Genomic DNA, 20,053 nt, shown 5'->3' with positions numbered 1-20,053 from the left:
AATTGAGCCAGGAATTGGTCTACGGCCTGCATGCGGTGCAGGCCCTTCTAAAAGGTTCTCCACAGAATGTGTCGGAGCTTCTGTTACTGCGTGGCCGCAAGGATCAGCGCCTGCAAAAAATTATCCAACAGGCTGAGAAAAATGATATCGCTCTGCGCTTTGTCGATCGCCGTACACTGGATGAAAAAGTTGAAGAGGAAGCCAACCATCAGGGTGTTGTTGCCGTCTGCGTTGGTAAAACTAAAGTCCACGATGAAAAGTTCCTGTTCGACCTGCTGAAACAATTGGATCAGCGTGGAGAAGTGCCTTTCTTATTGGTGCTGGATGGTGTGACAGACCCCCACAATTTGGGTGCCTGCCTACGCTCGGCAGAGGCCGCAGGAGTACATGCGGTGATTGCACCGAAAGATAAATCTGCCGGGCTGACACCAACAGCCCGTAAAGTGGCCTGTGGCGCTGCCGAAGTATTACCCTTTGTTACTGTGACTAACCTGGCCCGGGCGTTGCAGCAGCTGCAGCAAGCAGGGGTGTGGATATATGGCGCAGCCGGTGAGGCAACACAGGATGTATACCAAAGCCAATTAACCGGCCCCCTGGCACTGGTTATGGGTGCCGAGGGCAGCGGCTTGCGGCGCTTGACCCGGGAACATTGCGATTACCTGATCAAAATTCCTATGGCGGGAGAGGTAAGCAGCTTAAATGTTTCTGTTGCCACGGGTGTTTGCCTGTTTGAGGCTGTGCGTCAGCGTAACGCCTAAGTGGCCTGTCTGATCTGTGCGTGCCAGAGAGCATCTATCTCTGGCCGTACAGGTCGATGATTATGTCACCCTTGAAGCCGAAAAAGTTATTCCCAGGTAACCTATGACTGGCTATCGATAGGCTCCCTTTACTCTCCCTATCACTAAATTAAATGGCAAAAAGCAAAGTTCCTGCGACGTTAGTGTAAAAATAACTTCCGCTACATTTTTATCTGCATCACTAAGTTGATTTTAGCTTGAAGCCTAGCATTCTTGATATCCTTGATAGTCTATATTTCGACTTCATTAACGTAATAAGGAGACCAGTTGTGTTAACCTGTTGCCGTTAAAGCGCAATATTTTTCCCTGAATAAACAGGTCTAAAATCTCTTTAATCTATCGTCGCCAATAATTATTTAAGTTTCATTATTTTTATAAAGTAATAGTCCTTTTGTGATTCTTTAGATGAAATGGATTTAAAATTTAAATATAAGTAATTGAATGTGTTGCAATTGCTAATAACGAAATCCCCTAATGGAACTATAAATTCAACAGTGGATTCAAGGGTTGTCTGCCGATCACGAAGATAGGTGGAGCTTTTGACGGGTTTTGGATCTGGCTCCTTTTAGTTGGTACTGGTGTATCTAAATATTTTGTTCGTTTTTATTTAAATAATAAGGTTGTCTTTACTCTTTGAAGTTTCGAGTTTTAATGAGGTTTATAGTTGGCTGAAATATTTGTAATTTGAAAGACATTTGAATTGCTATATGGCACTTGGCTTTTTATCATGTTGGCTTTATTGGAGGGGGTTTATATGAATGGAGTTACAGGCCAATATCAATCTTGGTATTTGCACATTTTACGTTTCGGGTTATTCACGCTCACTATTGGCCTGCTCAGTGCCTGTGGTGGAGGAGGCAGTAGTAGTAACAACGATAGCGACACGACAGATCCTGTTCCTACTCCTATTACGCTGGAAAGTGTAGGACTGGAACAAGATAGTACGAATGAGTACCAATATCTTTTAACGGCCTATTACAGTGACGACTCTTCTGCGGATGTTACTGGGGATGCGGATTGGTCTGTGAGTGACACTAGCCTGGCAACGGTTGAGGCTGGACTGCTCACCCCACTACATAGTGGTTCACTCACTTTGACCGCCTCTTATGAAGGGATGGATGCGGAGGTTGATGTTGAGTTGGCCCCTATGCTGCAGAGCCTGCAGCTGGATAGGGATGCCTCTAATTTTGATCAATACTATCTCACTGCCCACTATGACGATGATACCTCAGTGGATGTTACCGAAGAGGCGGAGTGGTCGATCAGTGATACCAGTTTGGCAACCGTAGAGGCCGGTCTTATCACTGCGCTGGAGAGTGGCTCGGCTACTCTGACCGCTTCCTTTGATGGTGAAACCGCGGATATGGAGATTGAGCACCTTGTCTATGTGCGTGAAGTTTTTTCCTCTCTACAGGCATTTGCTGCATTAAAAAATGATGGCTCGGTTGTATCCTGGCCTGATGAGTACGGTCCATCAGATATTAGTTTTAGTGCGGTAAGTGCCAGCTTAACCAGTGGTGTGGTAGAAATTTTCCCTGCGGATAATGCTTTTGCAGCGTTAAAGTCTGATGGTTCTGTTATTACCTGGGGAGTATATGATAAGGGTGGTGATAGTAGTTTAGTGAGTGCAAGCCTGGCGGATAATGTCGTTAATATCATTCCAGGGAGCGTTGCGTTTGCAGCGTTGAAATCCGATGGTTCTATTGTCACTTGGGGGGACAGTCGCGGGGGCGGCGATAGCAGTACGGTTAGTGCTCAGTTAGCCAGTGAAGTAGAGGAGGTTTATACAACTGGCTATGATTTTGCTGCGCGAAAAACAGATGGCTCGGTTGTATCCTGGCCTGATGAGTACCGTTCATCAGATATTAGTTTTAGTGAGGTAAGCGCTAGCTTAACCAGTGATGTAGCCACAATTTTTTCAACAAGGGGTGGTGCTTTTTCCGCACTAAAGTCAGATGGCTCTGTTGTGACATGGGGACACAAGATTTCTGGCGGTGATAGTAGTGCGGTGAGCGAGGAAATTTCCAGTGATGTGGTGACTATATTTCCATCAAATAATGTTTTTGCTGCACTTAAATCAGATGGCTCTGTAGTGACTTGGGGATGGGATGAATGGGGCGGCGATAGCAGTGCAGTTAGCACGGAAATCTCCAGCGATGTTGTAGAGATCTTTGGGAGTAGTGGGGCTTTAGCGGCCTTGAAATCTGATGGTTCGGTCGTTACTTGGGGCGATGTCTATTATGGTGGTGATACTAGCGATGTGAGTGACCAGCTTACGGGCGATGTCGATACCATCTATGCGGGCTCCGCTGCTTTTGCCGCATTAAAATCAGATGGCTCTGTTGTCACTTGGGGGCATATTAGCTTCGGTGGCGATAGTAGCGAAGTCAGTTCTGAGTTGAGTGAAAATGTAGAGTCGATCGTTTCGAAAGGATTATATTTTGCTGCAATAAAGGCTGACGGGTCAGTAGTAACCTGGGGTTACGAGAACAATGACTTTGACATAAAAAGCAGTAGTGTTAGTGATCAACTGGCGAGTGATGTGTTAACGATAACCCCAAATCATAATGCCTTAGCGGCGCTAAAAAACGATAAGTCTGTAGTGACTTGGGGGGAAAGCTCACTTGGCGCAGATAGCAGTGATATAGATTTCTATTAGGTAGAAATTATATTGCTGGAAATGTAAGCTATTTACTAAATTTTGATGGTATTACCACTGGTTGACCTGGTGATATTACAAGATGGGTAAGCCATGAGCCGACAATCAAAACAGATATTGATTGTCGGTTCTCTTATTTTTTAGTCCTATTTTGACTGAAAATCATCTTTGCTTTGGTCTTTCATTTTTCAGTCTATGGGCTAGCGTCACTGTTGGTTGTGAGGTTGCTTTCCACAAAGTTTGTACTCACAGTGTCAAAAATTAAGTAATCAAATAATCCTGCCTAAAAGATTTTTTCTACTCCCAAAGATTTTTTTCAATGCTCCCTGATGAACAGTTATAAGGAAAACATAATTCCTGTGAGATCTGTGGGGAAGCCTTTCTCTCTAATAAACTAATTTGATTTATCTCCAGAAGTTCCTCAAGTAACAGGGAGTATCTTTAGGTTGTGAGAGTGTGTTTGAGTGAAAAATTAATCTGATTCTTGAGCCATAACTGCAAATAATTGCACCACTCTTAACTGAAAATAAAGTCTGTAAAATAATAGCCATTAAGTGTGGTCAAAGAAGATCCGCTTAACAGTGATCTGAATTGGGATGTGATTGGATTTAAGCAAATAAAATTATTAATTGGTACAAATATACTTAATTGGTGGTTTGTGTGGTTATTTTTAATAAGGGGGTAGGAGTTTTAGCTTTCCTGATGCCGATATCTACAGGTTGTTCTTAAATATTTAAATCGTAAGTGACGTTTGGATTGCTATATGGCACTTGGCTTTTTATCATGTTGGCTTTATTGGAGGGGGTTTATATGAATGGATTAACAGGCCAATATCAATCTTGGCATTTGCACATTTTGCACATTTTACGTTTCGGGCTATTTATGCTCACTATTGGCCTGCTCAGTGCCTGTGGTGGAGGAGGCGGCAGTAGTAACAACGATAGCGACACGCCAGATCCTGTTCCTACTCCTATTACGCTGGAAAGTGTAGGACTGGAACAAGATAGTACGAATGAGTACCAATATCTTTTAACAGCCTATTACAGTGACGACTCTTCTGCGGATGTTACTGGGGATGCGGATTGGTCTGTGAGTGACACTAGCCTGGCAACGGTTGAGGCTGGACTGCTCACCCCACTACATAGTGGTTCACTCACTTTGACCGCCTCTTATGAAGGGATGGATGCGGAGGTTGATGTTGAGTTGGCCCCTATGCTGCAGAGCCTGCAGCTGGATAGGGATACCTCTAATTTTGATCAATACTACCTCACGGCTAACTATGATGATGATACCTCAGTGGATGTTACCGAAGAGGCGGAGTGGTCGATCAGTGATACCAGTTTGGCAACGGTAGAGCTTGGCCTTATCACCGTCCTGCAGAGTGGCTCAGCGACTCTGAGCGCTTCCTTTGAAGGTGAGACTGCGGACCTGGAGATTGAGCACCTTGTCTATGTACGTGAGATTGTTTCCACAGCATTCGGTTATGCAGCTTTAAAAAATAATGGCTCGGTGGTTTCATGGCCTGATGATTTTTTTGGTGCTGGTGTTTATTTTAGTGACGTGAGTGCCAGTTTAACTGGCGATGTAGTAGAGATTTTTACTACAGAAGGTGCTTTTGCGGCATTAAAGGCCGATGGTTCTGTTATTGTTTGGGGAGGGTCTTCTTATGGTGGAGACAGTAGCTCCGTGAGTGCAGACTTGGCGAATAATGTCGTTAAGGTTTATCCAGGCGCAAAGGCATTTGCTGCATTGAAGTCTGATGGATCTGTTGTGACTTGGGGGAATAGTTCTTACGGTGGCGATAGCAGTGGCGTTAGTGCTCAGTTAGCCAGTGAAGTTGAGGAAGTTTATGGATCTAAAAGAGCCTTTACTGCGCTTAAATCTGATGGCTCTCTTGTAACGTGGGGAGATGCCAATAGCGGTGGTGATAGCAGTGCTGTAAGTGCAGAAATATCCAGTGATGTGGTAACTGTTTTTTCAATAAGCGGCGCTTTTGCAGCACTAAAGTCCGATAGTTCGGTTGTGACTTGGGGTGGTGGGGATAGTAGCGCGGTGAGTACGGAAATTTCCAGTGATGTGGAGACTGTTTTTTCAGCACGAGTTGCTTTTGCCGCACTTAAGTCAGATGAGTCTGTTGTGACTTGGGGAAGTAGCACCGAGGGGGGGATAGCAGTGCGGTTAGTGCGGAAATCTCCAGCGGTGTTTTGGAGGTCTTTGGAAATTGTGGAGCTTTTGCAGCCCTGAAATCTGATGGTTCGGTTGTTACCTGGGGTGATGCAAATTACGGTGGTGATAGTAGCGCTGTGAGTGGTCTGCTCGCGGGCGGTGTAGATACAATTATTGCAGCTTGCCGTGCTTTTGCCGCTATTAAATCTGATGGCTCTGTTGTCACTTGGGGAAATAGTGAATTTGGCGGCGATAGTAGCGAGGTCAATTCTGAGTTAACTGGCAATGTAGAAGCGATCTACTCCCTTAATGAGGGCTTTACAGCATTAACCACGAGTGGGTCTTTAATTACTTGGGGAGGGGACAGCACTGATAGCAGTAGCGTTAGTGACCAACTGGAGAGTGGTGTATTAACAGTTTTTGCACTGATAGAAGATTATACTAGTTTCTGGCCCCACCGTGGTGATGGAGCCTTTGTGGCGCTAAAAGACGATAAGTCTGTCGTAACCTGGGGCGATGAGCTTAATGGCGGTGATAGCAGTGATATCGACTTTTATTAAGTGGTAAGTAAGTAGCCAAGAACTGAGACTATTTATTTATCGCTGATAGAAATATCACTTGTTGACCTGGTGGATACTGCAGCGTAGGTAAATCTTGAGCCTACAATCAAAGTAAGTCTTGATTGTAGGCTCTTATCTTAATAAATACGGGGATTTTCCAATACTCACCTTTTGTATTAAGTGCACTCCAGCACTATTACTTTACAATTTAACGCCCAAGTAATTGTTTTATGTTTCTTTATTGGATATTCCAGTATTAGCTATTTAAGTAATAGTGGTTTTTCCTTGTTTTTTTTTATAAGAGTCACTCAAAAGGTTTGCCTGCGGAACTTTCGTAGATGGCAACAAGGCGGGCATCGATATGCCCCGGCTATATTGCCTCTCTCTACGCCTCTTTAATAAAGGCAGAGTTCAGTGTGCCGTAGTCCAACGCCTTGCTAAACAAATTAGCGTCACTTTTAACCGCTGCCAGCTGTTTTAATGATTCGCTTAAATGGCCATAGACAGATTGGAATAAAGCTGGCCCGGTACTAAAACGTTTTATACCTGCGGCAGAAAATTCCGATAGAGGGGCCATATCCGGAAGCAGCATAATATTTATTGGCAGGTCGATAACCGTTGCCAGACTCCTTGCCTCCTCCATAGCAGTGAGCCCCGGTATAAAGCCGCTGTTAGCACCGGCATTCTTATAAAACTCCAGTCTCTCTAAACACATATTTATCGCTTTATCACCGCTGCCGAGTGCATTGAGATAAACATCGGTACGCGCATTAATAAAAAGCGGGCGGCCGTTAAGTGCCTGGCGAATAGCGCTGATTTTTTCGCCGAGAGATTCGGGGGTATCGTTACCATCTTCAATATTGATACCTGCAACGCCCAGGGCGACCATTTTACAAGCCAGCTCAGCTACCTGTTCGGGGTTTTGGGAATACCCATCTTCAATATCCACGCTCAGAGGTAAAGAGGTCACCCGGGCAATCCGTGCGATAGCGTTTAGGTGTTCCTCAACCGGCAGGGCACCGCCATCGGCATAACCCAGCGACCAGGCGACGGCGGCACTGCTGGTACCTACCGCTTGGGCGCCTGTGTTTTGGCAGATTAAAGCGCTGGCAGCATCCCAGGCATTTGGCAGGATCAATGGGGAGTCAGTTTGGTGCAACTTGGTGAAGGTATTGAATGGGCTGTTGTTCATCGGGATAACCTACTTGAGCGATGTCGTTTGAGTGGTGAATTTACCGCTCGAGAGATTGGTTCACTGGCCACAATCGGAACTGAACCGTGAAAACCGGAAAGACAATTAAGATTGTTAGCTGCGATGTGGTAGAGAGGTGGAGCGGACAGGTTCTATTAATACATGGCTAAGAAAGCTGTGAATTACTTTCTTAGCCATGCAGGAAAGACAGAAAAAGAAAAATCAATTGAGAGCGGGATCTTTATGTAGCCACTGCTGTACCGCTTCAACTACGGGGGCAGGATTCTTGATCCAGCTGAGGTGAGGGTTGCCCTTGGGATAAGTGGGTTTCATCTCCCGGGTTTCGCCGCCGACGATCGCCGCTAATTTACGGGCGGCCTGAACTGGGGCGAAAGGGTCGCCGTCCAGCGCAATATGGAGGGTGGGCTGGTTTGTTTTTTCCATTTGCCCAAAGCGATCTTCCGGCGCAAAGCGGCCATTAAAGATGGATCGGGACCAATCTTTCATCAACTTGCGCGCTTCGCGCCAGCCGAATCCCATACGGGCGCCGGGGAAATAACCCAGCAGGCTTGAAGTCACACTGACAATCGAGGCAAAGAGCAGGATGGCGTATCTGTGCAGGCCGCTCCAGCTGCGGTGGTCGACATGGCCGGAGGCGATGCTGACAACCTTGGCGTTACCGGTGAGGCCGGCGCGGGCTGCCAGGGTACTGGTTTGGCCACCGATACTATGGCCGAGAATCAATGCAGGTCCCTGGGGGAATTGCTGTTCCAGCAGTTGGATTAGCTGTGGGATAAACGAAAACACCAGATCGTTGTAACCGTAGTCGGCATTTCGGTGGGGCCGAGGCAGGCTCTTTCCGGTACCGGGTAATTCGCTGATGGCGGTGCTGTAGCCGAGTTTTTGCAGCTCTTCCAGAAGCAGGCGGTAGCGGTTGGCCGGTACGCCCATCGCGGGAAGCACCAACACAAGGGGGCCTTCGCCGTTGTGCACTGTGGTTACTGGCACCTGGAAGGCGCCAAATTCTAATTGGTGGGTTTGTTGGGGCATGGTACTTCTCCCTTTACAGTCCGGCATCATAGGCGAAGCCAGCATGCCAAACCCATGACCAGACCGAGCAGTGCTGTGTCCCAATCCGCCAAATCCCAGAAACATAGCGGGTGGCAGGGAAATCAGTTTGATCAGCCCGCAACCGGATTGGCGAATGCATTGGGGTGGGGTAGGGGAATTGATCAACTTGCAACCGGGCCGGCGGAGGCATTGGAGTTGGAGTAATTGATCAACTTGCAACCGGGCCGGCGGAGGCATTGGAGTTGGAGTAATTGATCAACTTGCAACCGGGCCGGCGAAGGCATTGAACTTGGAGTAATTGATCAACTTGCAACCGGGCCGGCGAAGGCATTGAACTTGGAGTAATTGATCAACTTGCAACCGGGCCGGCGAAGGCATTGAACTTGGAGTAATTGATCAACTTGCAACCAAATGCGCAAGTGCCTAGAATACGCCGCCCGCAATGGGCTCGGTATTCCCGTGCCCGTTGTACTCCTTGCCTTACCGGACTGTCCGGGAGGCTGATTAACCCGTAAGGAGCTAAAATGCGTCATTACGAAATTGTATTCCTGGTTCACCCGGACCAGAGCGAGCAGGTACCTGGCATGGTGGAGCGTTACACCGCTGCCATCAAGGACACTGGCGGTGAAGTTAACCGCCTGGAAGACTGGGGCCGTCGCCGTCTGGCTTACCCGATCAACAAGATCCACAAAGCTCACTACATTCTGATGAATGTTGAGTGCACCGAAGAAGCTCTGGAAGAGCTGACCACCAACTTCCGTTACAACGATGCGGTTATCCGTAATCTGGTAATCCGTGAAGACGAGGCGATCACCGATGAGAGCCCGATCATGAAAGCGGAAAAAGAAAGCCGTGAGCGCAAGGCCGCCCGTGCAGAGCGCACTGAGCGTCGCGAGCGTACCGAGGAAGACAAGCCTTCTTCCGACGCCGCGGAAGAATCTTCCGATAACGCTGAAAGCGAAGAGTAAGGGGATAATCAGATGGCACGTTTTTTCCGTCGTCGTAAGTTCTGTCGTTTCACCGCGGAAGGTGTTAAGCGTATCGACTACAAAGATCTCGATACCCTGAAAGCCTACGTTTCAGAGACTGGCAAAATTGTACCGAGCCGTATCACCGGCACCAAAGCCAAGTATCAGCGCCAGCTGGCCACCGCGGTCAAGCGCGCGCGCTACCTGGCCCTGCTGCCGTACACGGACAGCCACGAAGCCTAAGCCGCAGTTTGCTTAGACTCATTAATAGAGAAGCTATCTAACTATGCGCGCCGTAGCTGAATTTATTATGCGCGGACGCGTCAGGGCGGTGATCCTCACCATGGTGGGGATACCGTTGATAAGCCCGGCGATCCTCGCTCTGGTGAGTTTACGTCGCGGTGGCAGCGAGGGCCTGATGGTTTTGGCCTGGGCGCTGCTACCGATTGTCGTCATGGGCATGAGCGGGCATGTACCACCTCTGGTGACAGGCATTTCCGCCGGCCATTTTGCCGCAGTGTTCTGCGGTGCTATGGCGCTGCGCAGCAGCCGCTCATGGGTTGCCGCCCTGTTCACAGTAACAGCGGCCTCGGCGGTGGGTATATTGCTCACTTCCGTCTTCAGTGGCGGTCTTCTGCAGGGATTTATGCAGGCGATCGAGAAAGCCGCGGAACAGCCCAACACTGTTCCGTTGGAAGAGCTGAAGCAGGTATTCTCGGGCGAATTGCAGATCACTGGGTATCTGAGCCTGATATCGGCGATGAGCGCCACACTGGCTCTGGTATTGGGCCGCTATTGGCAGGCACTGCTGTATAACCCAGGCGGTTTCCGCCAGGAGTTTCACCAGCTGCGCATGCCATTGTGGCTGGCAGCGGTGAGTATGCTGCTGTGGGTAGTCAGCCTGGTAACACCGGGCTACGCCTTCTGGGGGGCGGTAATCGCTTTTCCGATGGTGATTGCTGGCATCGCCCTGATTCACTGGCTGGTCGCCAGTCGCGGCTGGGGCATTGGCCCTCTGGTAGCGATGTATGTGATGCTGGTGATTGGTGGACTGCCCCTGGCCGGATTCCTGTGTGGCCTGGCTCTGGTAGATAGCTGGATAGATATTCGCGGGCGCTCCGCAAAATAGGCGCGCACCGCACAATACAGAAATTGAGGAAACCGAGATGGAAGTTATTCTGCTCGATAAAGTAGGCAAACTGGGCAACGTGGGTGACCGCGTTGACGTTAAAGCCGGTTTTGGCCGCAACTTCCTGCTGCCGACTGGTAAGGCAATTCCGGCTACCGCAGCCAACGTTGCTGAGTTCGAAGCCAAGCGCGCCGAGCTGGAAGCGGCTGCCGCTGCCAAGCTGGCTGAAGCTGAGAGCCGTGCTACCAAACTGGCCGGCCTGGTTGTTACCATCGCTGCTAACGCTGGTGATGAAGGCAAGCTGTTTGGTTCAATCGGCACTCGTGATATCGCTGAAGCGATCTCCACTGGTGGCGTTGAAGTAGCTAAAGCTGAAGTGAAGCTGCCGGAAGGCGCGCTGCGCGAAGTGGGCGAGTACGACGTAGACGTACAGCTGCACTCCGACGTGATTGCTTCTGTTAAAGTCGTTATCGAAGCCGAGTAAGGTTTTGCTGACGAGTGGTTGGTGCTACGGGCGCCAGCCGCGCTACAATCAGGCGCTGTACCCTGCCGGGTCAGCGCCTGATTTGTTTCTGGTATCCAGTAAAGTCCTATGATTGACGAATACGCCACCCCTGAAGAAGAGATCCACAGCGAAGAGAGTTCGCCGCTACCGCATTCGGTAGAGGCAGAGCAGTCTGTGCTCGGTGGCCTGATGTTGGACCCCGGCCGTATCGATGCTGTTGCCGAGCAGCTGAGTGAAGAGGACTTCTTTACGGCCAGCCATCGCAAGATTTTCGCCGTGATGGGCGAGTTGAGCAATGGCGAGCAACCCCTGGATATTGTTACCCTTGCCGAAGGCCTCGCCAGCCGCGACCTGCTTGGTGAAGTGGGCGGCCCCGCCTATTTGGCAGAACTGGCCGAAAATACTCCCTCTGCTGCAAACATCGTCGCCTACGCCAAGATCGTGCGTGAGCGCTCCATGCTGCGACAGTTGATTGCCGCTGCAGGTGAGATCAGCCGCACCAGTTTCAACCCCGGCGGTCTCGCATCTGCGGACCTGCTGCAAATGGCCGAGCGCCGTGTGGCAGAAATCGCCGAGGGTCGCGCCAAAGAGGGTGGCTTTGTTGGTGTGGATACCCTGCTGAAGAAGACCGTCGAGCGTATCGACGAGCTGTTCAAAACGGAAGGGGATATTACCGGCCTGAGTACGGGTCTCACTGAACTGGACCAGCGCACCTCCGGCTGGCAGCCGGGTGAGTTGGTTATCCTCGCCGCCCGTCCTTCAATGGGCAAGACCGCATTAGCACTGAATTTTATCGAGAGCGCCATGCTGGTCCAGGAGCGACCCACCATGGTGTTCAGTATGGAGATGCCCTCCGATAGCCTGGTGATGCGGATGCTTTCATCCATCGGCCGTATCGATCAGGGCCGTATCAGGAACGGTAAACTGCAGGAAGAGGATTGGCCAAAACTCTCCAGCGCGGTGCAGAAGATGAAGGGTAAGGCCCTGTATATCGACGATACCCCTGCGCTCAGTCCCAGTGAGGTGCGTGCGCGCACCAAGCGCACGGTGCGCGATCACATAAACAAGTTAATGCGTGAGAACCCTAAGCTCAGCCGCGAAGACGCCGAGGCCAGGAGTATGCCCGCCATGATTATGGTGGACTACCTGCAGTTAATGCAGGTGAAGGGGTCTACCGAGGGCCGCACCCAGGAAATCTCAGAGATCTCGCGCTCTCTCAAGGCCCTGGCGAAAGAATACGAGTGCCCGGTAATTGCCCTGTCACAGCTCAACCGGGGGGTGGAGCAGCGTCCCAACAAGCGGCCGATGAACTCAGATTTGCGGGAATCTGGAGCCATTGAGCAGGATGCGGATGTAATTTTGTTTATTTACCGCGACGAATACTACAACGAAGACAGTCCGGACAAGGGCCTGGCTGAGCTGATTATCGGCAAGCAGCGTAATGGTGAGATCGGCACCTGCCGTGCGGCCTTTATCGGTAAATACACTCGCTTCGACAACCTGGCACCAGAGTACTATCAGGGCGAGTAAGTTGACCCGGTAGGTGGGTGCCGGCAGTCCAAGGCTAGCTGTCGACCGGACCCATGGAGATCATACATTGCTTTCAGAGCCACAGATTCGCGCCTTGGTGCTGGAGCGCCAGTTTATCCACAGTCCCTGGTCCGCAGGGCTCTCCGAATTATTGGAACACCTGGGTGCTCTGCAACTGGATGCCATCCAGCGAATTACCCGTGCCCATCACCACCAGCTCTACAACCGCCTGCCGGGTTACCGCGAGTCACACCTGAGCGAAGCAGAACGGTGTCGCGAGATCTTTGAGTACTGGTCCCACGCTGCCGCCTACCTACCCGTGGCCCATTACACTTATGCGCGGGTGCGTATGGATCGAATCCGCGCCGGTCAGCGCCACTGGTTCGAGAAGAATGCCAAGCTGTGCCGCTATGTGCTGGATCGGGTGCAGGCAGAGGGAGCGCTGCGAGCCAGCGATTTTGTGCGTACCAAGAGTGGCTGGTGGGAGTGGTCTGACGAGAAGAAAGCCCTGGAGCAGCTGTTTCACGAAGGTGAACTAATGGTCAGCCACCGTGAAGGGTTTCAGAAAGTCTTTGATTTGCCCGAACGGATATTGCCGCCAGGGTTACCTACCAGCGCTGCTTCAGAACTGGAATACGGCTGCCATCTGGTGCGCACTTTTCTGGGCTGCCAGGGCGTTGGTCGCGCTGAGGAAATCGCCTACTTGCGCCGGGAAGACAAGCCTTTGATACAGCGGGCTATAGAAGCCATGCTGGCGAGTGGTGAACTGTCGCCTCTGGGGAGGGAGTTGATATTGACCGAGCAGCTGGAACAAAATCCGGCAAGGGCATCGCGCAAAGTGCGCCTTTTATCGCCCTTTGACCCGCTGATATTGCAGCGCAAGCGCCTGCGCCGCCTGTTTGGGTTCGATTACCAGTTGGAGTGCTACGTACCCGCTGCCAAGCGCCGTTACGGCTATTTCTGCCTGCCGATTTTATACGCTGACCGATTTGTGGGCCTGGTGGACCTGAAGGCTGACCGGGAGGCGGGGTTGCTGCGGATCGAGGCCCAGCATTGGAATGAAAAACCCGGTGTCACACTCGAGGCGAGCTTTCACCGGGCTCTGGGGCAGTTCGCCCGTTTTCATGGGCTGGAAAGCGAAGCGACGCTTACAGCTTGACCACTACATAGACTTCACGGCCATCGCGCTGAGTGGGCATAAAGTAGTTGCCGCCGTAGCGGTAGTACTGGATGCCATTGATGATCTCAGCAGCGTACCCTGTGGGTAAGGTCTCTACCACCTGCCCGGGCTGAAAGCCGTTGGGACCAGGGTTTGGGGTGTCTGGAACTGTGGCTGGAGCGGGTGCTGCTACCGGTGCTGCTGCAACAGGTACTGGAGCTGGCACAACAGCGACGGGTACTGGTGGCGCTACCACCACATAGGTACGACTGGCTGGAACCCACTGATAGTAGGCATTGCCATATTGATAGTAAGTTACACCGCCCATTTGTACTTGCACTGCGCTGGTTGGCAGGGTTACCACTGAAGCGCCCAGGGGTGCGTTAACAACCACATAACCACGCGGGCCGTGGCGGTAAAAGTGGCCGCCGTGGTAGTAATAGGGGCGCCCTCCTACTGCAACGCGAACATGGCTTCTGGGAAGTACCGGGGCGATAAACCCGATAGAAACCCGCGGTCCGCGATAGTAGCCGCCACGGTGGTGGTGGCGGTGATCCCACCCGCGATCATAGCCGCGCGCGTCAGCGGATGGGCTAAAGGCAAAAGCCGCCAGCGCTATGAAGGCACTGGCGCCAAGAATTAAATTCAACTTGTTCACAGTCTCTCCATCGAAGTGATTACTCACATCGACATACTAACCCTTATTCTGGCACTTAAGACAGGATAATTGGTTAAGAATTGTCAAAGCGCTGGCGTGGATTTCTGGTCAGCGGTTGCGCTGGATAATGCCCATCAATTTATACATCAGCTGTGCAGCAGCGAAATCGTAGGCGTGAAAGCCCTCGATCGGCGCAAATTCCAGAATATCGAAACCAATGATCTCTCTTTGGCGCGCCACTGATTCAAATAAGTTCAGGGTTTGATACCAACCCAGACCGCCGGGTACCGGAGTACCGGTGGAGGGGAAGACGGAGGGGTCCATGCCGTCGATATCGAGGGTAAAGAAGACTTTCTTGGGGAAATTTTCTGGAAGCCGGAATTCCTGCACATTGTTGGGCACCAGTTGGTGGGCATCAAGGTAGCCGACGTTGTGGTCCTTGCGCGCCTGCACCTCCTCTTCGCAGTAGGCCCGGATTCCCAGCTGGAACAGGGGTACGCCGGCTTCCACCACTAGGCGCATCACGCTGGCATGGCTGTGCTTGTGACCTTCGTAGCGGTCGCGCAAGTCGGCGTGGGCATCGATCTGCACCACACCAAAGTCAGTTTCACCGGCGTCAAGCAGCCCTTTGATAATACCCCAGGTCACCGAGTGCTCGCCGCCGATTCCCACCGGCATCTTGCCCAGTGCCAGTACCTCTTTGGTGGCCGCGGCGATATTGTCCATCACCTGTTCTGCGGGGCCAGAAACCGATACCGGCGAGCGGGTGAAGATACCCAGATCACAGGGGTTGGAGAAATTGTCGAAAGTCTCCAGCTGCCAGGAGGCTTCAAGGATGGAAGCCGGACCTTTACCGGTGCCACCGCCGTAAGAGACGGTCTCTTCATAGGGGATTGGGATGATGTGGAAAAGGGCATCTTGCGGCTGCGGTTGCTCGATTTCAGAGCCGAGAAAAATGGGGTAGTCGTTTTCTGACATTACGTTTTGTTCCTCTGGCGACGGGGTTTACTTGCCGCGCTCGCCGTATCTTTATATCCAGATCAGACCTCGAGCAAATTACGCTTCAGGAGAGGCGTCCCTTGAAATCTTCATAGCCGAAGGTTTTGATCATTTTCAGGTCGTCGGTATCCGAGTTCCATAGGGCGATGGCAGGCAGGGGAATACCATTGAATGTATTGGTTTTCACCATGGTGTAGTAAGCCATCTCCTCGAAAACCAGGCGCTCCCCTACCCTGAGAGGATTGTGAAAGCTGTACTCGCCAATGCTGTCTCCCGCGAGGCAACTCTGCCCACCCAGGCGGTAGGTATGAGGCAGCTCTCCAGGGCGCGCAGCGCCAGTGATCTCCGGGCGGTAGGGCATTTCAAGCACATCCGGCATATGGCAGGTAGCCGAGGCATCGAGGATGGCCTGATTCTGGCCGTTCCAGCAGGTATCAATTACCTCGGAGACCAGTATTCCAGAGAACAGGGAAATAGCTTCACCGGGTTCGAGATAGACCTGTACATGGTATTTATCGGCGAAGGTTCGCACCGCCTCCACCAGCTCATCCACTTGATAGTCGCGGCGGGTGATATGGTGGCCACCACCGAAATTGATCCACTCCATTTGCGGGATCAGGTCGGCAAATTTTTCTTCCACTGCCGCAATGGTGCGCTCCAATGGCTTGAAGTCCTGTTCGCACAGGGTGTGGAAGTGCAGGCCGCTGATACCTTGCAGGGATTCGTCTTCAAACAGAGAGCGCACAATGCCCAGGCGCGAGCAGGGCGCACAGGGGTCGTAGAGATCTGTGTGGCCCTCGGAGTGTTCTGGGTTAATGCGCAGACCGAAGCGCAGCTCAGGGCGCTGCTTTTGCATATCCAGGCACAGCTCCCGGTAGCGCTTCCACTGGGAGAAGGAGTTGAAGATCACATGATGGGCGAACTGCAGTATTTCGCGTAATTCCTCCTCTTTATAGCCGGCACTGAATACATGGACTTCCTTGTCCTGGTCGCGGCCGCCGTATTCCTCAAAGCCGAGTTTTGCTTCATACAGGCCACTGGCGCAGGTGCCAGATAGATATTCAGCCACGATAGATCCGGTGCTGAACATGGAAAAGGCTTTGAGGGCTGCGAGAACCTTGGCACCACTGCGTTTTTGAACATCGGCGAGGAGCGCCAGGTTATCGCGCAGGGCGATCTCGTCGATGACAAAACAGGGCGAGGGTACGCGGTAGGGGTCGAAGCTGCCGAAATAATCTACGCGGGGAGTGAGGTCCATGGGGGGCGTTATATCCTGATACGACGGGATGGGCGCCGGGGCCCATCCCGAGGAGTGTGCAAAAAGTACAGTATTACCGGAAGGGCTTGTCCAACCAGGTTTCCTGCCAGGGCAGGCCGTACTTATTCAGGTCGTCCATAAAGGGATCCGGGTCCATTTGCTCCATATTCCACACGCCCGGCTTCATCCACTTGCCTTCCAGCATCATCTTGGCGCCGATCATTGCAGGTACGCCTGTGGTGTAGGAGATCGCCTGGGACTGCACTTCCTGGTAGCAGTCCTGGTGGTCGCAGGTGTTGTAGACGTAGTAGATCTTCTCTTCGCCGTCCTTGGTGCCGCGGATAATGTTACCTATACAGGTCTTGCCTTTGGTCAGCGGGCCCAGGCTGGCGGGGTCTGGCAGCAGCTCTTTGAGGAACTGGATAGGTACAATCTGCTGGCCCTGAAACTCCACTGGCTCAATACCGGTCATGCCCACATTCTGCAGTACTTCCAGGTGCTTCAGGTAGCTGTCGCCGAAGGTCATCCAGAAACGTGCGCGCTCAATTTCCGGGAAGTGCTTGGACAGGGACTCGAGCTCTTCGTGATACAGCAGGTAAATATCCTTGTCGCCGATACCTTCGGGGAAGTTGAAGACACGCTTTTCTTCCATCGGTTTGGTGGTAACCCACTGGCCGTTTTCCCAGTAACGGCCATTGGCGGTGATTTCGCGGATATTAATTTCCGGATTGAAATTGGTAGCGAAGGGCAGGCCGTGGTCGCCTGCATTGCAGTCGAGAATATCCAGGGTGTGGATACGATCGAAGTGGTGTTTCTTGGCGTAGGCGGTAAATACGCTGGTCACGCCGGGATCGAAACCACTGCCCAGCAGTGCCATCAGACCGGCTTTTTCAAACTTCTCCTGATAGGCCCACTGCCACTTGTACTCGAACTTGGCCTCTTCCGGCGGTTCGTAGTTGGCGGTATCCAGGTAGTGCACACCGGTTTCCAGGCAGGCATCCATGATATGTAGGTCCTGGTAGGGAAGGGCCACGTTAATAACCAGATCCGGCTTCACTTTCTCGATCAGTTTGACCAGCTCGGGTACATTGTCCGCGTCCACTTCGGCGGTGTCGATTTTGCGCGGCAGCATGGCTGCAATCTTGTCGCACTTGCTCTTGGTGCGGCTGGCGAGGGTGATATTTTCAAACACTTCCGCAACCTGGGCGCACTTGTGCGCAACTACCTGGCCGACGCCGCCGGCGCCGATGATCAGTACGTTGGCCATAAAGATCTCCTTAATCTGCAGCTTGTCTCGCCGCTATCTTCACAAAGGCGCAGGGCCCTATTTTTCAAAGTAGGTGTAACCGCTCATACTGGCGGTATAGGTTTGTAATATCTGCTTGCGCTGTGCGGCGGTAATTAATCCCTGTTTTACAGCGCGTTCTGCCAGGCGGCGAAACCGCTCAAACAGCGCTTTGGGTTGGTATTCTACGTAACTCAGTACGTCGGAAATACTGTCGCCATGAATCTCGTGACTGAAGTCGATACTGCCGTCGTCCTGGATGCGCACACTCACCACATTGGTATCACCAAACAGGTTGTGCAGATCGCCGAGGGTTTCCTGGTAGGCGCCAATCAGGAAGGTGCCGAGAATATAATCCTCGCCCTCTTTTAATTCGTGCAGGGGCAGGGTCTTTTGCTCTTTTTCGCGGCCGATAAAACGATCAATCTTACCGTCGCAGTCGCAGGTAATGTCGGCGATGATGGCGGAGCGGGTCGGTGCCTCATCGAGACGGTGAATCGGCAGCAGCGGGAATACCTGGTCGATCGCCCAGATATCCGGTACAGACTGGAACACGCTCATATTCGCGTAGTAGATATCTGACAGCACTTCAGGCAATGCCTGTAAATCCGCTGGAATCTCCTCCGCTTCATCGAGAAGCTTGCGAATTTCCTGGGCCCCCTGCAGGAATAAGTTTTCCGCGTTGGCGCGCTCGCGCAGGCTTACCTGGCCGTGCAGGTACAGCGAGCGCAGTTCATCGCGATAGTAGAGCGCATCGTTGTAACTCTCCTGCAGGTTCTTGGGGGTAATACTGCGCACCGCATCCTGCAAGTTGAGCAGCATCTGGTGATCGTCTTCGCTGATCTTGGTGTGCTCGAGCTCCACTGGTTCAAAGCGGGTGGTGTCGAGGATATCGAACAGTAGCACCGAGGAATAAGCCACGGTGGCGCGGCCGGACTCAGTGATAATGACCGGGTGCGCGACGCCCTCGCTGTCGAGGGTGCCCATAATGGCTTCCACCACATCGACACAGTACTCGTCCAGGGAGTAATTCTTGGAGTGGGTATAGTTGGTCTTGGTACCGTCGTAATCCACTGCCAGGCCACCGCCCAGATCCAGGTAGCCCATAGCGGCGCCTTCCTCCACCAGGTCGGCGTAGTAGCGACAGGCTTCCAGCACACCGGTGCGGATATCGCGGATATTCGGCACCTGCGAACCCAGGTGGTAGTGCAGCAGCTTAAGGCAGTCGAGCATATCGTGGTTGCGCAGCTGGTCGACCATTGCGATCAGGTCGTTACTGCCCAGGCCGAAGATACTGCGGTCGCCGCTGGTGGCGTTCCAGTAGCCCCCACCTTGGAGGCGAGTTTGACCCGTGCGCCGATATTGGGGCGCACCTGTTCGCGCTCGGCGCAGCGGATAATCGTCTCCACTTCAGAGGGCGTTTCCACTACGAAAAAAACTTGCACACCCAGGCGCTGAGCCTGAAGGCCGAGGTTGATAAATTCTTCGTCCTTGTAGCCGTTGCAGACGATCAGGGATTCGGTGTTATCCAGGATGGAGAGTGCTGCGATCAGTTCCGCCTTGCTGCCGGCTTCGAGGCCGTGATTGAAGCGTCGGCCGGCACTGGCAATTTCCTCAATCACCTGGCACTGCTGGTTGACCTTGATCGGGAAGACACCACGAAACACATTGCCATAGCCACAGTCATCGATGGCGCGGGCAAAGGATTCGTTGATACGGGCAATTTGCGCATCAAGTAGGTTTTCGATGCGTAATAACAGTGGCATGCCCAAGCCGCGCTCGGTGGCACCGCGGGCAATCTCCATCAGGGAGACGTTATGGGAGTCCCCGTTGGGGCCATCAACCCTGAGTGAGATTTCACCGCTTTCGTTTAAATCAAAATAGCCGGCGCCCCAGTTGCGGATGCCGTAGAGTTCGGCCGAATCTTCGCAAGTCCAATCTTTAACTTGTTGCTTTTTCATGGCGCCTTTCTGTTGATATTTGGCGGGCGCGAATCTTGGGCCCAGTAGGGCTGGAAAGCAATAACTATAGATAAAAAAACGCTATTTTTTACCGGCATAAAACTAAATTTTCATTCGGTTTATCAGCGGGCTATTTGCGCCTGGCGACAATGTCGA

18 protein-coding genes are annotated in these 20,053 nt (G+C 52.1%); 10 read left to right on the top strand and 8 right to left on the bottom strand.

All coding sequences use genetic code 11. The annotated features are described in order from the left end of the window. Nucleotides 1-2 precede the first annotated feature (2 nt). The 4 genes from rlmB to GL2_RS05180 all read left to right on the top strand — a co-directional run bounded on the left by rlmB (nucleotide 3) and on the right by GL2_RS05180 (nucleotide 6,182). A complete protein-coding gene (rlmB, locus tag GL2_RS05195; protein ID WP_143729602.1) occupies nucleotides 3-758 on the top strand; it encodes a 23S rRNA (guanosine(2251)-2'-O)-methyltransferase RlmB in 756 nt (251 codons plus the stop codon). Nucleotides 759-1,551: 793 nt separating this feature from the next. After that, nucleotides 1,552-3,456, top strand: a complete 1,905-nt coding sequence (locus tag GL2_RS05190) for a hypothetical protein (protein WP_143729601.1) — start codon at nucleotides 1,552-1,554, stop codon at nucleotides 3,454-3,456. Nucleotides 3,457-4,266: 810 nt separating this feature from the next. Beyond that, complete coding sequence (locus GL2_RS05185) at nucleotides 4,267-5,700, top strand: hypothetical protein (RefSeq protein ID WP_143729600.1); 1,434 nt, start codon at nucleotides 4,267-4,269, stop codon at nucleotides 5,698-5,700. Further along, nucleotides 5,661-6,182, top strand: a complete 522-nt coding sequence (locus GL2_RS05180; RefSeq protein ID WP_143729599.1) for a hypothetical protein — start codon at nucleotides 5,661-5,663, stop codon at nucleotides 6,180-6,182. The genes GL2_RS05185 and GL2_RS05180 overlap by 40 nt, the downstream gene beginning before the upstream one ends. A 385-nt stretch (nucleotides 6,183-6,567) precedes the next feature. Here GL2_RS05180 and GL2_RS05175 read toward each other — a convergent pair whose 3' ends face one another. Beyond that, nucleotides 6,568-7,374: an isocitrate lyase/phosphoenolpyruvate mutase family protein gene (locus GL2_RS05175; RefSeq protein WP_143729598.1), complete on the bottom strand. Its 807-nt coding sequence runs from the start codon at nucleotides 7,372-7,374 to the stop codon at nucleotides 6,568-6,570. 222 nt (nucleotides 7,375-7,596) lie between these two features. Then, on the bottom strand, nucleotides 7,597-8,424 hold the full coding sequence (locus GL2_RS05170; RefSeq protein WP_172621065.1) for an alpha/beta fold hydrolase: 828 nt from the start codon (nucleotides 8,422-8,424) through the stop codon (nucleotides 7,597-7,599). A gap of 545 nt (nucleotides 8,425-8,969) precedes the next feature. Between GL2_RS05170 and rpsF the strand changes: the two genes are divergently transcribed. From rpsF to GL2_RS05140, 6 genes are all read left to right on the top strand, one after another. Continuing rightward, nucleotides 8,970-9,413: a 30S ribosomal protein S6 gene (gene rpsF / locus GL2_RS05165; protein WP_143729596.1), complete on the top strand. Its 444-nt coding sequence runs from the start codon at nucleotides 8,970-8,972 to the stop codon at nucleotides 9,411-9,413. Between the two features lie 12 nt (nucleotides 9,414-9,425). Next, nucleotides 9,426-9,656, top strand: a complete 231-nt coding sequence (rpsR, locus tag GL2_RS05160) for a 30S ribosomal protein S18 (RefSeq protein WP_067084304.1) — start codon at nucleotides 9,426-9,428, stop codon at nucleotides 9,654-9,656. Between the two features lie 43 nt (nucleotides 9,657-9,699). After that, entirely contained in the window at nucleotides 9,700-10,542 is an 843-nt protein-coding gene (locus GL2_RS05155) for a hypothetical protein (RefSeq protein WP_143729595.1), read from the top strand. Between the two features lie 37 nt (nucleotides 10,543-10,579). Beyond that, the gene (gene rplI / locus GL2_RS05150; RefSeq protein ID WP_143729594.1) at nucleotides 10,580-11,026 is read left to right on the top strand and encodes a 50S ribosomal protein L9; all 447 of its coding nucleotides are present in this window, start codon (nucleotides 10,580-10,582) and stop codon (nucleotides 11,024-11,026) included. A 108-nt stretch (nucleotides 11,027-11,134) separates the two neighbouring features. Next, the gene (gene dnaB / locus GL2_RS05145) at nucleotides 11,135-12,577 is read left to right on the top strand and encodes a replicative DNA helicase (protein WP_143729593.1); all 1,443 of its coding nucleotides are present in this window, start codon (nucleotides 11,135-11,137) and stop codon (nucleotides 12,575-12,577) included. 67 nt (nucleotides 12,578-12,644) lie between these two features. After that, nucleotides 12,645-13,736, top strand: a complete 1,092-nt coding sequence (locus GL2_RS05140) for a winged helix-turn-helix domain-containing protein (RefSeq protein ID WP_143729592.1) — start codon at nucleotides 12,645-12,647, stop codon at nucleotides 13,734-13,736. Here GL2_RS05140 and GL2_RS05135 read toward each other — a convergent pair. From GL2_RS05135 to GL2_RS22305, 6 genes are all read right to left on the bottom strand, one after another. Then, nucleotides 13,726-14,394, bottom strand: coding sequence for a DUF6515 family protein (locus GL2_RS05135; RefSeq protein WP_143729591.1), 669 nt, complete (start codon nucleotides 14,392-14,394; stop codon nucleotides 13,726-13,728). The two genes, GL2_RS05140 and GL2_RS05135, sit on opposite strands and share 11 nt — an antisense overlap. A 108-nt stretch (nucleotides 14,395-14,502) precedes the next feature. Then, a complete protein-coding gene (gene speB, locus GL2_RS05130) occupies nucleotides 14,503-15,372 on the bottom strand; it encodes an agmatinase (protein ID WP_143729590.1) in 870 nt (289 codons plus the stop codon). A gap of 85 nt (nucleotides 15,373-15,457) precedes the next feature. Then, nucleotides 15,458-16,651 (bottom strand): carboxynorspermidine decarboxylase, encoded by a 1,194-nt coding sequence (gene nspC / locus GL2_RS05125; RefSeq protein WP_143729589.1) that lies wholly within the window; start codon nucleotides 16,649-16,651, stop codon nucleotides 15,458-15,460. Between the two features lie 73 nt (nucleotides 16,652-16,724). After that, nucleotides 16,725-17,918 (bottom strand): saccharopine dehydrogenase family protein, encoded by a 1,194-nt coding sequence (locus tag GL2_RS05120; RefSeq protein WP_143729588.1) that lies wholly within the window; start codon nucleotides 17,916-17,918, stop codon nucleotides 16,725-16,727. A gap of 57 nt (nucleotides 17,919-17,975) precedes the next feature. Further along, nucleotides 17,976-19,220 carry a biosynthetic arginine decarboxylase gene (gene speA, locus GL2_RS22310; RefSeq protein WP_370452148.1) on the bottom strand — a complete coding sequence of 415 codons (1,245 nt, stop codon included), beginning with the start codon at nucleotides 19,218-19,220 and terminating at the stop codon, nucleotides 17,976-17,978. Continuing rightward, the gene (locus tag GL2_RS22305) at nucleotides 19,202-19,897 is read right to left on the bottom strand and encodes a hypothetical protein (RefSeq protein WP_370452115.1); all 696 of its coding nucleotides are present in this window, start codon (nucleotides 19,895-19,897) and stop codon (nucleotides 19,202-19,204) included. The genes speA and GL2_RS22305 overlap by 19 nt, the downstream gene beginning before the upstream one ends. Nucleotides 19,898-20,053 lie beyond the last annotated feature (156 nt).

This window comes from Microbulbifer sp. GL-2 (assembly GCF_007183175.1).
In the GTDB taxonomy this organism is placed as follows: domain Bacteria; phylum Pseudomonadota; class Gammaproteobacteria; order Pseudomonadales; family Cellvibrionaceae; genus Microbulbifer.
This window is presented reverse-complemented; position numbering and strand designations above follow the sequence as displayed.

Coding starts and splice junctions, on each gene's coding strand:
- nspC (WP_143729589.1), bottom strand. CDS start 16,651: ATGGACCTCACTCCCCGCGTAGATTATTTCGGCAGCTTCGACCCCTAC.
- GL2_RS05170 (WP_172621065.1), bottom strand. CDS start 8,424: ATGCCCCAACAAACCCACCAATTAGAATTTGGCGCCTTCCAGGTGCCA.
- rpsF (WP_143729596.1), top strand. CDS start 8,970: ATGCGTCATTACGAAATTGTATTCCTGGTTCACCCGGACCAGAGCGAG.
- GL2_RS05175 (WP_143729598.1), bottom strand. CDS start 7,374: ATGAACAACAGCCCATTCAATACCTTCACCAAGTTGCACCAAACTGAC.
- rpsR (WP_067084304.1), top strand. CDS start 9,426: ATGGCACGTTTTTTCCGTCGTCGTAAGTTCTGTCGTTTCACCGCGGAA.
- speB (WP_143729590.1), bottom strand. CDS start 15,372: ATGTCAGAAAACGACTACCCCATTTTTCTCGGCTCTGAAATCGAGCAA.
- GL2_RS05155 (WP_143729595.1), top strand. CDS start 9,700: ATGCGCGCCGTAGCTGAATTTATTATGCGCGGACGCGTCAGGGCGGTG.
- rplI (WP_143729594.1), top strand. CDS start 10,580: ATGGAAGTTATTCTGCTCGATAAAGTAGGCAAACTGGGCAACGTGGGT.
- GL2_RS05120 (WP_143729588.1), bottom strand. CDS start 17,918: ATGGCCAACGTACTGATCATCGGCGCCGGCGGCGTCGGCCAGGTAGTT.
- GL2_RS05185 (WP_143729600.1), top strand. CDS start 4,267: ATGAATGGATTAACAGGCCAATATCAATCTTGGCATTTGCACATTTTG.
- GL2_RS22305 (WP_370452115.1), bottom strand. CDS start 19,897: ATGAAAAAGCAACAAGTTAAAGATTGGACTTGCGAAGATTCGGCCGAA.
- GL2_RS05190 (WP_143729601.1), top strand. CDS start 1,552: ATGAATGGAGTTACAGGCCAATATCAATCTTGGTATTTGCACATTTTA.
- dnaB (WP_143729593.1), top strand. CDS start 11,135: ATGATTGACGAATACGCCACCCCTGAAGAAGAGATCCACAGCGAAGAG.